Annotated in this window: 10 protein-coding genes; 5 read left to right on the forward strand and 5 right to left on the reverse strand. The window is 62.8% G+C overall.

The window, feature by feature from the left end; all coding sequences use genetic code 11:
* Nucleotides 1-219: 219 nt before the first annotated feature.
* On the forward strand, nt 220-459 hold the full coding sequence (locus BA190_RS23645; RefSeq protein WP_068293266.1) for a BrnA antitoxin family protein: 240 nt from the start codon (nt 220-222) through the stop codon (nt 457-459).
* 156 nt (nt 460-615) lie between these two features.
* On the opposite strand, the gene BA190_RS23650 is transcribed toward BA190_RS23645, so the two are convergent.
* From BA190_RS23650 to BA190_RS23670, 5 genes are all read right to left on the reverse strand, one after another.
* The gene (locus tag BA190_RS23650) at nt 616-1026 is read right to left on the reverse strand and encodes a carboxymuconolactone decarboxylase family protein (RefSeq protein ID WP_068293269.1); all 411 of its coding nucleotides are present in this window, start codon (nt 1024-1026) and stop codon (nt 616-618) included.
* 323 nt (nt 1027-1349) lie between these two features.
* The gene (locus tag BA190_RS23655; RefSeq protein WP_068293272.1) at nt 1350-2399 is read right to left on the reverse strand and encodes an ABC transporter ATP-binding protein; all 1050 of its coding nucleotides are present in this window, start codon (nt 2397-2399) and stop codon (nt 1350-1352) included.
* 2 nt (nt 2400-2401) lie between these two features.
* Nucleotides 2402-3454 (reverse strand): carbohydrate ABC transporter permease, encoded by a 1053-nt coding sequence (locus tag BA190_RS23660; RefSeq protein WP_068293276.1) that lies wholly within the window; start codon nt 3452-3454, stop codon nt 2402-2404.
* Nucleotides 3451-4587, reverse strand: a complete 1137-nt coding sequence (locus BA190_RS23665) for a carbohydrate ABC transporter permease (RefSeq protein WP_068293278.1) — start codon at nt 4585-4587, stop codon at nt 3451-3453. The genes BA190_RS23660 and BA190_RS23665 overlap by 4 nt, the downstream gene beginning before the upstream one ends.
* A 148-nt stretch (nt 4588-4735) precedes the next feature.
* On the reverse strand, nt 4736-6205 hold the full coding sequence (locus BA190_RS23670; protein ID WP_068293280.1) for an ABC transporter substrate-binding protein: 1470 nt from the start codon (nt 6203-6205) through the stop codon (nt 4736-4738).
* A 413-nt stretch (nt 6206-6618) separates the two neighbouring features.
* On the opposite strand from BA190_RS23670, the gene BA190_RS23675 reads away from it, so the two are divergent.
* From BA190_RS23675 to BA190_RS23690, 4 genes are all read left to right on the forward strand, one after another.
* Entirely contained in the window at nt 6619-8856 is a 2238-nt protein-coding gene (locus BA190_RS23675) for a glycosyltransferase (RefSeq protein ID WP_245314929.1), read from the forward strand.
* 43 nt (nt 8857-8899) lie between these two features.
* Nucleotides 8900-10804, forward strand: coding sequence for a glycosyltransferase family 2 protein (locus BA190_RS23680; RefSeq protein WP_068293289.1), 1905 nt, complete (start codon nt 8900-8902; stop codon nt 10802-10804).
* A 271-nt stretch (nt 10805-11075) separates the two neighbouring features.
* Complete coding sequence (locus BA190_RS23685; protein ID WP_245314931.1) at nt 11076-11816, forward strand: bifunctional 2-polyprenyl-6-hydroxyphenol methylase/3-demethylubiquinol 3-O-methyltransferase UbiG; 741 nt, start codon at nt 11076-11078, stop codon at nt 11814-11816.
* A 90-nt stretch (nt 11817-11906) separates the two neighbouring features.
* Nucleotides 11907-13217, forward strand: a complete 1311-nt coding sequence (locus tag BA190_RS23690; protein ID WP_068293293.1) for a hypothetical protein — start codon at nt 11907-11909, stop codon at nt 13215-13217.
* Nucleotides 13218-13242: the final 25 nt, after the last annotated feature.

The raw sequence follows: 13242 nt of genomic DNA on the forward strand, positions 1-13242 counted from the left end.
TAGTCCGACATATGGATTCGGCTCATTCTTGGCATGGCCGGAGACGGGAGGGAAGACCTGCCGTTGCACGCCGCCCTGCCGCGATTTGCGTCGCACGCCGCGGTCGAGGATGACCAAGCGCTTTTGCGCTGCCGCATCGGGCCCAGCTCTGGACTCGACCTTCGAATTGGCGGCAGATAGACAGATCCGACCCTTCGCCAACAGAAACAGTTTCAGCCCATGAGTAACAACAGAACACGCCGCCCGGGCGATCCTTGGAAGAACGCCGAGGCGGTCTTCAAGCCCGCGGCGCCCAAGGCGCCGGCAGCTGCCGCGCCGCGGCCGGCGCTGCCCAATGCCAAGGAATTGGTTTCGCTGCGGATCGACCGCGACGTGCTGGAGCACTTCCAGGGCGATGGACCCGGATGGCAAGACCGCATCAATGCGATCCTGCGGGAGGCTTCCGGCGTCGATCACTAGAGCAAAACGCGTTTTCACGAAAACGCTTTTTTACTCTAACTCTTTGGTTCGACGCGTCTTTGCGATTCCAGGTGACTCGGTCAAATCGCAAAACGCTTTAGCCCGGGCTTCGGCCGGACGAGCTGAATGCGGAAAACGACGGCTGAAAACGCGATTTCAGCCCGTCACCAGGAATTCCGGATCGGCGGGAATCTGCATGGCCGTGACCAGGTGATTGGTCTTGCCGGCGAGGCCGATGATGGCGAGCAGTTCGCCATATTGCGCGTCATCCATGCCCTTGGCCCGTGCGGCGGCCGTATGGGAATGCACGCAATATTGGCAGGAATTGGCCGTGGAGACCGCGATATAGATCAGTTCGCGCGTGAGCGGATCGAGGGCGCCCTCGCCCACCATCACCGCCTTGACCTCCTCCCAGGTGCGTTTCAGCAGCACCGGATCATTGGCGAGGCCCCGCCAGAAATTATTGACGAAATCGGATTTGCGCGTCGCCCTGATATCGTCGAACACCGCCTTCGCGGCCGGATTGGCCGCGACCTCGTCGTCGCTGAGAAGTCTTACGGTAGCCATGGTGTCTCCTGCGTGGGTTCCGGGGTTCGGCAGAACACATACTCTTCCCTCCCCTAGACATGCACATATCTCGAGGTTTCAGGATTGAGCGCGAGAATCCTTCCACGACTTCGGGGAAGGTGTCGCCGCGCAGAGGCGACGGAAGGGGGAGCGTGGCGCAATCCGCACTCAAATGGCATTGGGCAGCGCCACTCGCCCCCAACCCGACCTCGCTTCGCGAGGCCACCCTCCCCGAAACCGGGGAGGGATTCTCGCATTTCTTCTGCGCGGTTGAGATATGAATATGCCCCGGTCCGTCCTCCAAAGGAGGATAACGATAGCCTCTACCCCAGCCGCTCCCCATTTTCGCCGTCGAAAAGATGCAAGGCCCTGTCGTCGAAGCCGATGCCGACCTTTTCCCCGATCTCGCGCTGGAACTCCTTGTCGACCTTCACCGTCACGCTGGCGGCCCCGCAGCGGCAGGTGACCAGCGAATGGTCACCGATCAGCTCGATGGCGAAGACCTCGCCGGCAAACTTGCCGAGATCGGGCTCGGTCACCCGGCAATCCTCGGGCCGGATGCCGGCAACCGCGCGTGGCGCCGAGCTGGTATTGGTGGTGCCGAAGCCGCCCGCTTCGGAGGAAAAGCGCCCTTCCTTCAGCTCGCCTTCCAGGAAGTTCATCGGCGGCGAGCCGATGAAGCCGGCGACGAACAGATTGGCGGGCCGGTTGTAGATATTGGCCGGCGTATCCAATTGCTGCAGCACGCCCTTGTCGAGCAGCGCCACGCGATGAGCCAGCGTCATCGCTTCCACCTGGTCATGGGTGACATAGATGGTGGTGATGCCGAGTTCGTGCTGCATGTGCTTGAGTTCGGCGCGCATATGGCCGCGCAGTTTGGCATCGAGATTGGACAGGGGCTCGTCCATCAGGAAGGCGGCGGGGCGGCGGATGATGGCCCTTGCGAGCGCCACGCGCTGGCGCTGGCCGCCGGAGAGCTGGCGCGGCAGGCGGTCGAGCAGATGATCGAGCTGGACCTGGCGGGCCACGTCCTTCACCGCCGCCTCGATCTCCGCCTTGGGATGCTTCCGCACCGTCAGCGGGTAGGCGATGTTGGCGAACACCGTCTTGTGCGGATAGAGCGCATAGGACTGGAACACCATGGCGATGTCGCGATATTTCGGCAGGACATGGGTGACGTCGCGCTCACCGATATGCACGGAGCCTGAGCTTACCGTCTCCAGCCCCGCGATCATGCGCAGGGCCGTGGTCTTGCCCGAACCGGAGGCGCCCAGCAGCACCAGGAACTCGCCGTCCCTGACCTCGAGGTCGAGCCCCTTGACCACGTCGACCGCGCCGAAGGATTTGTGGACGTTGTTGAGCGTGACTTGCATCTTCAACCCTTGACGGCGCCGACCATCAGGCCTCGCGCGATGTGCTTTTGCAGGAATGCGGCGATCACGATGACGGGCACGATCATGATGACGATCAGCACCGACATGTACCACCATTGCGGGCCGCGCGTGGTGTTCTGGGCCGAGACCAGCACCGGCATGGTCTGCGCATTGGCATTGGAAAGGAACAGGGCGAGGAGATATTCGTTCCAGGCCAGGATCAGCACCAGCATGAAGGTGGCAGCCAGGCCCGAGCGCACCAGCGGCAAGGCGATGGTGAAGAACACGCGCAGCTTGGAGGCGCCGTCGATCTCCGCACTCTCCTCCAGATCCAGCGGGATGCCGGCGAAGAAGTCGCGCGTCAGCCAGACCACGATCGGCAGGTTGACCGCGGTGTAGGTCGAGATCAGCGCGACCTGGGTATCGAGGAGCTTCAGGTTCTGGAACATCACATAGATCGGCAGCACGGCCACGATCGGCGGCATGATGCGGTTGGAGATCATCCAGAATTCGATGTCGTTGTTGCCGAGCGCCGCCTTGAAGCGCCGGCCGATGGTGCCGAGGATCATGAAGAACAGCACCAGGCCCGCCGCCACCGCCGCTGGCCAGGGCACGGCGAACGCGGCCACCGCGACGATGACGCCGGCGGCCAGCACGATGAAGGCAATGATCGCCGCGAGCTTGACCTGGAAGCGGATGCGCACCAGGGCATAGGCGGCGAGCGAACCGATGATCAGGGCCAGGATCGTGCTCACCAGCGCCACGATGATCGAGTTCACATAGGGCCAGAGCGTGTTGTTCTGGAACAGCATGAAGTTCCAGGCGTCCAGCGTCGGCTGGAAGTCGACGAAGGGCAGATAATAGGGTCCGGCATCGACCTGGATCTGCACCTTCAGCGAGGTGACCAGCACCCAATAGAGCGGGAAGAGCACCACGAAGGTCCAGCCCAGCAGCGCGGCATAGGTCAGCGCCTTCGGGATCGGCGCCAGTTCCTCGAGGCTGCGGCGCTCGAACAGGCGGCGCAGCAAGGGGCGGTCGTCGGTTCCAGCACTCATCCCTGATACCTCCGGCTGGGTCGCACCACGAAATTGAAGAAGGAAACGCAGGTGATCGTCGACACGAACAGGAGCAGGTAGCCGACCGCCGCCGAGCCGCCGAAATCCTGGGTCCGCCAGGCGATGAAGGAATGCAGGGTCAGCGACTCCGTCGCCAGCCCCGGGCCGCCCGCCGTGAGCACGTTCGGCATGTCGATGATCTTGAAGGCCTCGATCAGGCGGATCAGCACCACCGTGGCCGCCACCGGCGCGATCGCCGGCCAGGTGATGTCCTTGAAGATCTGCCAGGGGCCGGCGCCATCGAGATGGGCCGCCTCGAGCTGGTCGCGCGGCTGGTTCTCGATGGCGGCCAACAGCACGATGAACATGAAGGGCGTCCATTGCCAGGTATCGCCGACCAGCACCATCAGCCGCGCCGACCAGGCTTCCGTCGCCCAGGACCACTGGCTGACGCCGAACAGCTGGCTGAGCGGGGCGAAGGGCCCCTTCTGCATGTCGGCCAGCATGCGGAAGATGTAGGCGACGCCCACCGGCGTCACCATCACCGGGATGAAGAAGACCACGCGGAACCAGCTGCGGGCCCGGATCGGCTGGGCGCAGAGCAAAGCGAGGCCGAGCCCGAGCAGGAACTGGACTGAGACCCCCACCACGACATAGAGCAGCGTGTTCAGGAGCGTGCCGGGAATGCCGCCCGCCACCGTGGTGGCGAGTACGACATAGAAGATGCCGGCGATCAGGCTGGCGGTGATCAGTCGCCCGAGGAAACCGAAGAGCTTGAATCCGCTGGTTGCGAAGCGGATCAGCCAGAACCCCAGCAAGGCGAGAAGGGCCGTGAACAGCAGCCATTCCAGCCAGCCGAAGGCCTTGAGCGTGCCGAGGAAATGATATTGCTGGGCGCCGAGGAAGAGACGCAGATAATTGTAGAAGCCGATGAAGGTGAGCGTGAAGCTGCCGCCGGCAAGCTTGAAGCGCGACAGCGACAGATAGGCCGAGGCGACCAGCGGAAAGATAGCGAAGGCCAGCAGGATGAGCACGGCCGGCAGCACCATGATGCGGCCGGAATGGCGATCGACCCACTGGGAGAGACGCTCCCGCCGGTCCGTTTCATCGGGGATGGAGAGGTTGACGGCCATAGCATAATCCGCCTGGGAGCGCGGACGTCCTCGTCCGCTCTTCCCCTGTCGTAAGCGCAATGTATCCAAGAGCGGACGAGGACGTCCGCGCTCCCAGGGGCGAAAAAGGCTCCGGCATAGCTATGGCCGAAGCCTTGCTTCCTACGTTCTACTTCGCGCCCAGCGTGTTCTTGTAGAACTTCAGCTGGTCCTCGGTGCCGATCTGGTCGTTGAGGTCCTTCCAGCCATCGGCGACCGCCTTGACGGTGGCTTCCTCGTCGATCTCGCCGGCCAGGAAGCGGGCGATCGCCTCGTCAAGCACCACCTGCTGATATTTCTGGTTCTGCGGGATGCGCAGGTCCAGGATCATGTTCGGGCTGTTGAGGCTGTCCTTGATGGCGCCGAGATAGGAAGCCGCCGCCTTCTCGCTCATGCCGGCCTTCTTCCAGCCTTCGTTGTAGCTGAGCTGGGACGTGCGATAGGCGTTGAAGCCGGTCTTGCCGATGGTGACGTCGACATTCGACTGGGCCGGGGCGCTCATATAGGAGAAGAAGGCGTAGGCCGCGTCCTTCACCTTGTCCTGCGCCTTGACATTGATGCCGCCGCTCCAGCCGCCGAAGGCGGCATAGGGTGCGTGGTTCACGCCGTCGATGGCATTCGGGCAGGTTTCCTTCGAGCAGGCCTCGAGCTTGCCGGTGTCCCAGTTCAGCACCTGCTTGGCCCCCGGCATGATGGTGGCGCCGGTCTTGTCGATCACCTTGGAGGTCGCGGGATCAATGGCGAGCACCCCGACATCGCCCCAATCGAGATTGAGCGCGCATTTGCCGGAGGTGAACAACGGGCGGGTGTCCGACACGTCCATGTTCAATTCGTCCGGCGGGCCATACTTGCCGGACTCCTTGAGGAAGGTCAGCGCCTTGCGGAAGGCCTCGTTATCGACGAGCGGCGCCATGTCCTTGGTGTTGAAGAAGGTGCCCTGAGACGTGCCCTTCGACTGGGTCATCGAGCCGACCACGTCGGTGACGAACCAATAGCTCTGGGCGTTGCGCTTCTTGGCGATGCAGGAGCCATAGACCTTCTGGCCGTCGACCTCCATGCCGTTCAGCTTCTTGGCCGCTTCCAGATATTCGTCCCAGGTCGTCGGCGGCTTCAGCCCCGCCTTCTCGAAGATATCGGTGCGATAATAGAGCATGTGAAAATCGCCGTCGAACGGCACCAGATAGGTCTTGCCGCCATAGCTCGACGAGAAGTCGCGGAAGAAAGGGGCGATATCGTCCCAGGCAATCGCCTTGTCCTTGGCGACCCGGCCGCCGATGTCCTCGAGATAGCCGCCGGCGACATAGTCCACCATCCATTGCGGCGCGAACACGGCTGCATCCACGGAATTGGTGCCGCTCGCCCAATCGGTCAGCACCTTCTGGTAGAGATCGGAAAAGGGTACCGCGATCACGTTGATCTTGGCGCCGGTCAGCTTTTCGAACTCCGGCGCACGCCGCTGCAGCGGCTCCTGGATGGCGCCCGTCTGCGTCATGATGTTGACGGTGACGCCATCGAATTCGCCCGCCTTGGCCGGCAGCGCCACTCCCGCGAGCGCCGCAGCCATCAACGCAGCGCCAACAACTCCGCCTTTCGAAGCCATTCGTCCCTCCCAAATGTCGTTTTTGTGTTTTTATGCCGATGTCGGACGCTGCATTGACGCAACACATGCCTGCAGCAGGACATCGCGCGCCGATTATGGCACCGGCGCTGAGAAAACGTCAAATGTCGGATCAATGGCAGGACGATCGCTTTTATTGTAGAATCAGCTATAGGATCAGCGGGGAACTCTTGGACGCTATACCATCGATGAAAGCATTGTTTACCTGTCCGCCAAGTTCACGTCTCCGCCTCCTTGCCCAAAGGGACAGTACAGTCTATCGTTCAATATTCTCGCATTGTTTACTCTACTGTAATCTCCTGGTTTAGTCGCGGATAACCGCAAAGGCCAAAGATCAACGACGACATGTCTCCCCGGTTCGTGATGAATGACTGGCCATGTGAGGAAGCGGCATCGTGTTTGCGCCCTTGATGAAAGGCCATAGGGGGCTGGTTCGCGTCGGGGCATCGCAGTGGAGCGTGCGCGAGGCCGATCCCCACTTCGTCTTCAAGCTCGGCCCCTGGCCCGCCAGATATATCGCCATCGAAGTCATTTCGAACGGTCCCGAACTCGAACCGCATCTCTATATCGATACCGGCTATGGGTTTCGGCCTGAACAAGTGCTGTCGCTGCCGCCGGCACGCCACGGCGTCTATGCCTTCCGGTCCGGCGGCATCAAGGGATTCCGCCGTGTGCGCTTCGACCCTTGCGAGGACTATCCAGGACCGAACGAGGAGCAAGGCAGCTTCACCCTGAACATCCGCACGGCCCGCTCCCTGGCATCCCTGCGCCGGCAGCTCGGTGCCGCCGCCGACCGCCTCCATCTGCTCGAACTCGACGAATTGGCCAAGGCTCCTCCACCGCCACGCCAGCTTCCGCCGGAAGAGCATTTCCGTGCCGTCCTGCAACTGGCCGAGGCAGGCCTTCGCCACACGGCGCCATCCTCCGAAAGACCGCCGGCGCCGCTGCTGTCCTTCGTCGTTCCGCTGCGCGATACGCCGATCGCCTTTCTCGATACCCTCCTGAATTCGCTGCGCAGCCAGGGCGCCGGCAACTGGGAACTGCTCCTGTGCGACGACGCGTCCGGCAACAGGGCCACCCTTGCCTGGCTCGAACGCTTGGAGGGGCAGCCCCAGATCCGCATCCTGCGCAATCCGCGCAACCTGGGCATTGCCGATACGACCAATCTCGGCCTCGCAGCGGCGCAGGGGGAGTGGGTCGGCCTCATCGACCATGACGACGCCCTCGCGCCGCTGGCCCTCGACTATCTCAACGAGACCATCCGGCGTCATCCCGACGCGCAGTTCATCTATACCGATGAAACCATTACCGACGCCAAGCTGAAGCCGACGGGGTATTTCTTCAAGCCGGCCTATGATCCGGTGCTGCTGTCGGGGGTCAATTACATCAATCACCTTTCGCTCTACCGCCGCCAGCGCCTGCAGGCGCTGGGCGGCCTGAGCACCGGTTTCGACGGTTCGCAGGATTATGAACTCCTGCTGCGCTATCTCTCGGGCCTTCCCGCCGAAACCATCGTCCATCTGCCCTACCCGGCCTATCTGTGGCGGCGGCACCGGACGTCCTTTTCCGCCGCCAACTTGGCCACGGCGGTCGACCATGCCCGCAGGGCCCTGGCGGCCCATTATGCCAGCGACGGCATCGCTGCCCCGGTTGGTCCGGCGCTGGTACCGGACCTGCACCGCGTCGAGCTTTCGCCCAATCGCCGCCAGTGGCCCCGCGTGAGCATCGTCATTCCCAATCGCGACAGCCCGGCCCTGATCGGCCGCCTGCTGGCCGATCTCTATGAGCGTACCGACTATGCCGATTGCGAAATCATCATCGTCGACAATGGCAGCACGAACGCCCAGACACTGGCGCTCTACGAAACCATGCGCGGGCGGCACGGCAACTTCCGGACGGTGATGACAACCGAACCCTTCAACTTCTCGCGCCAGGTCAACCGGGGCATGCGGGAAGCCAAGGGGCAGGCGATCCTCCTGCTCAACAACGACATTGAAGTCATCGCAGCCGAATGGCTCAAGGAAATGGTGAGCTGCCTCGATTATCCGGAAACCGGCATCGTCGGTGCCCGCCTGCTCTACCCCTCCGGCCGGCTGCAGCATGCAGGCGTCATCGTCGGGCTCGGCGGCCTGGCCGGCCATTGGTACGCCAATGCAGCGCAGGATTCGTCGGGACCGATGAATCGTCTCAAGGTGCGCCAGACCCTGAGTGCCGTTACGGGTGCCTGCATGCTGATCTCGCGCCAATGCTACGCAAAGGTCGGTGAATTCGACGAGACGGCTTTCGCCATCGCTTACAACGACGTCGATTACTGCCTGCGCGCTGCAGCCGCCGGCCTGCGGACCGTGTGGACGCCCTTCGCCACCCTCACCCATCATGAATCCGCCTCGCGCGGCAGCGACGAGACCAAGGCGAACAAGGAACGCTTTCAGCGCGAAAAGGAGGCCTTGCGCCAAAAATACCGCACGGATGCCTTCGAGGATCCAGCCTACAGCCCCTGGTACTCCAGGCACCTGGCCACACCGCGCGAAATTCTGCCGCCAAACCTGCCATCGCCACGTTCCTGGCGGACAATCCCGGCCGGCTCCGGCGAAACCGACACGTCCCTCCTGTTCAAGGCCGACCAAGCATGATCGTCATCACCGGGCGTCAATCCCGCATGGCACGGCCGCCCGCATGAAGCTCACACCGCTCGTCGATGTCGTCCTGCAGGACGGCCGGACCGTGTCGCAGAGTGACCTGCCCTGGCTCAGGATCGAAGCGCCGGCACGGCAATGGGCCGGATATTGGGTTCGCCTCGTCTTCGAGGCCAGCCTGCTCGATCCCCTGACCCGGCCGATCCTGCGCATCGTCCGTCCAGGCGGCGAGGAGGATGTGATGCTGCCTGCGCCGTCCTTTGGCCGCGGGAGCTGGATCGGTTTCCTGCCATCCGACGCGACCGAACTGCAGCTGTCGCCTGCCGATTGGACCGGCTCGTTCGCGTTCCGGCTGGTGAGCCTTGACCGTGTCGGCGCGCTCCGGCGGTTGGCGAGAGGCGCGCAGCGCCATCCCAAGGCGGTGATGAGTGCTCTGTGGGCCGGCATGCGCGGCAATCGACAGGTGGAACAGGCTCGGCTCAGGCGTGCCCTGGGAGCCACTCCTCTCAGCATGTACCAAGCCTGGCGTCGCGAACGCAGCCGCGCCATCGAATGGACGGGCCTCGACATGCCATCGCCGGCGGCCCTCGGCATACGCTTCCATCTCGTCATCGTCGGGGATCCGTCGAAGCAGGCGGCGACATGGCACAGCTTCCTCGCCTCCCAGCCGCTCGAGAGCATCGCCCTGTCATGGGCTTCCTCCCGAACGCCGCTCGCCCCCCTCCTGGACGGGATCGGAGAGGAGGATCTGGTGATCGGCCTGCGGGCAGAGGACCGCCTGAACGATTTTGCCCTGGCTGCTGTCGCCCAGCGAGCCGTCGCAGACCCCGCAGCCCTCTATTATGGCGACGAGGAATATAACGGGACGCCCCGCTTCAAACCCGATTGGAGTCCCGTCCTTGCCCGCCATGCCGCGTTGGTCGGGCAGGCCTGGTTCGCGCGCGCCCATTGGCTGCGCCAGGCCATGCCCGCCGGCGCCACGGTCGAGGACCTGCTGTTTCGGCCGCCCGTCGACGCCCTCGTCCGGGCCGTGCATGTCCGCCGCATTCTGCTCACCGCTTCGCATGCCAGCCCGGTCGTTGCTCTTCCTCCGCTCAGCCCGGCCGTCATGCCCGCCGGCGGGCAGCCGCCGATGTCGACGATCATCATTCCGACCCGGGATCGGGCCGACCTGCTGTCGGCCTGCATCCGCAGCCTGCTCGACCGTACCCCACAGGACCATTTCGAGGTCGTCATCATCGACAATGGCAGCAGGGATCCGGGCACCCTGACCTATCTGGAGAACGTGACGAAGGACCCTCGCTTTTCCATCCTGCGCAGCCCCGGATCCTTCAACTTTGCGGCCATCTGCAACGAGGCGGCCGGGCGGGCTCGCGGCGACAGCCTGGTCTTCCTGAACAACGATACCGAGATCCTGTCCGATGATTGGCTGTCCCGGCTGACAGGCTGGGCCCGGCAATCGGACATCGGAGCCGTCGGCGCAAAACTTCTCTACAAGGACGATACGCTGCAACATGGCGGCGTGGTGCTCGGCATGGGCGGGCGGGCCGCCCATTTCGAGCGACGCCTGCCACGCTCCGATACCGGCTTCTTCGGACGGCTCTCCCTGCCGCATGAATTGTCGGCGGTCACGGCCGCCTGCCTGGCGGTTTCGCGCGAGAAGTTTCGCGATATCGGCGGCTTCGACCAGCAAAACCTTCCGATCGACCTGAACGACATCGACCTGTGCCTGCGCCTCAACGAGCGCGGCTGGCGAACCTTGCTGGATCCGTGCGTGGTACTTCATCATCACGAGTCAGCCTCACGCAGCAACAAGACGCCGTCCGAGGTCCTTTACAGAAAAGAGATAGGATATTTTCGCTCGAAATGGCTCCACCTGCTTAGGAACGACCCCTACTTCCATCCCGCGCTCTCGCTGGAGTGGTATAGGGCAGCACTCGGTTGAGTGCAGTTTTTTGAGATTTTGTCTCGAGGTAGATTATTTGGACATAAATTTCGGGCTACATATTGCGGCGCAGCGATTTTAAGATCTCATCCATGCTGAATTGCGCTATGAAGAGACGGAGGCTGGGCCATCATAGTGGCATATCGAGAAACACTTCTGACTGGAAAAGTAAATGCTATCGAGATGGCTTGGCAAGCTGCGGCGCCAATCGGTTCCCGCATTCTTATCCGAGCAGAAATCGCTAAAAGTATTTGATCGCTATGTAGTTTCGATGCCCAGCCATCAGAACGCCGTCGATGTCATCCCAGGTTGGAACAGTGGCTTTCCGCCGGAGCTGGGTATTAGCGCCGGGCCGCTGGCAACCTATCTGGACCCGCGGATCGCCTGGATGATGAACCAGCACGGCCCGCTCGAGGGCAAGGTCGTCCTGGAGTTGGGGCCGCTGGAGGCCGGCCATACCGTCATGCTCGAACGCGCCGGTGCCATCGTCGATGCCGTCGAGGCCAATCAGTCAGCTTTTCTGCGCTGTTTGATCACCAAGGAGATCTTCGGCCTGTCACGCTCGCGCATCTGGCTCGGCGATTTCGTCAAATGGCTGGAGAATACCGAGAAAACCTACGATCTCATCGTCGCTTCCGGCGTGCTCTACCATGCCGACGATCCCCTGCACCTGATCGAACAGATCGCCAAGCGAACCGACGCAGTCTATTTCTGGACCCATTTCGTGGACGACGAGCTCATGCCGCCATCGGATCCGAGACGGGCCGTCTTCGCGCGCACGCCGCAGATCCAGGATTTTCATGGCATCGCCGTGCGAACCTATCCGCGAACCTATCGCGGTGCCGCCAAACATGCCGAATTCTGCGGTGGTCCCATGGATCGGCATCGCTGGCTCAATCGCGACGATTTGCTGGCCGCCCTCCGGGCGGTCGGCTTTGCCCACATCACCTTGGAGGACGAGGATCCCGCCCATCGCTACGGGCCGGCGATGTCGATCTATGCGCGAAAATAGAACGGTCGATCCCGAGATCCTCGAGCAGGCCGGCGCCCGCGGCAGGCTCGATCAGACAGGAATAGCGGTGCGGATGAGCGCGATCTGGATATGAGAACGGATCTGAAGCAGCAAAAGGACGGCGAAGCCAAGGAGCTCCTGCCGCCCCCCGGCCCGGAGGAGCGGCCCAGGCGGACCGGACTTGCCTTGCGCCAGTTCGCCAATGCCACCAAGGTGTTCCGCGGGCGGAGCACAGATGTCACCGTCGTCGACGATACCCGTTCGCCTGAAGCCGTTCCCGACCTCGGTTCGCGCCAGTCCAGACCTTATCTGTGGAGTTTCGTTCTGCTGGTGCTCATCCCGAGCATCGCCGCGTTCGTCTATTTCTTCGTCATCGCATCGGATCAGTTCCAGTCCGAAGCCCGTTTTACAGTGCGGGCCATGGAGCCGGAAATGTCGGAGAAAGGCGGCGAATCGGAAACCGCGGCCACCCCGACGAGCAGCTCGATGATACCGATAGCTACCGCCCAGAACGCGCATATCGTTGCCAATTACATCCGCAGCCGTGCCATCATCGACGACATCGGCGCCCAGCTGAACATCCGCGAGATCTTCCAGCGTCCGGAAGTGGACCGCATCGCCCGCCTGTCCAGCAACGCCTCGATCGACGAGCTCACCGACTATTGGCAGCGCAAGGTGGACGCCTATGTCGACCCGGTCTCCAACATCGTCACGGTGGATGTCACCGCCTTTCGCGCCGTGGATGCCCTGCGGCTGAACCAGGCGGTGCTGGCCGAAAGCGAGAAGCTGATCAACCGCATGTCGGAGCGGGCACGGCGGGACGCGACCCAGGCCGCCGAGACCGAAACACGCCAGGTCTTCAAGCAGTTGCAGGACAGCCTCAGGGCGTTGCAGGACTTCCGCAACAAGGACGCGCTGATCGATCCGAGCCAATCGGGTACCCAGATCGCCACCTTGCTGATGCCCCTGATGACGGAACGGCTGAAGCTGAAGAATGACGAGGCAGTGATGGCGGCCGAGCTTCAGTCCGACGCTCCCAGCCTGCGCGTCCTGCGCAACCGCATCGCCTCGCTGGACGAGCAGATCGCGGCGTTGCGCGGACAATTGACCGGCAGCGACTCCCAGACCCTGGCAAACTCGCTTGCCAAGTATGAGGAGCTCGACGTGGACCGCCTGCTCAACGAACGCAAATATGCCCGGGCACAGGCAGCGTTGGATCGCGCCGAGATCAGGGCGCAGAGGCAGGCCGTCTATCTGAGCATGTTCGTGCCGCCGAGCCTGCCCGAATTCGCCAAATATCCCTACCGCCTCGTCTATCCCTTGATGTTCTTCCTGTCCCTGCTGATCATCTGGGCGATCGGCGCCCTCACCTATGCGTCCGTGGAAGACCATCGGCTGTGAGCAACGGCGACCGGCACTCCAGTTC

This window comes from Labrys sp. WJW, assembly GCF_001676615.1.
GTDB classification, from domain to species: Bacteria; Pseudomonadota; Alphaproteobacteria; order Rhizobiales; family Labraceae; genus Labrys; species Labrys sedimenti.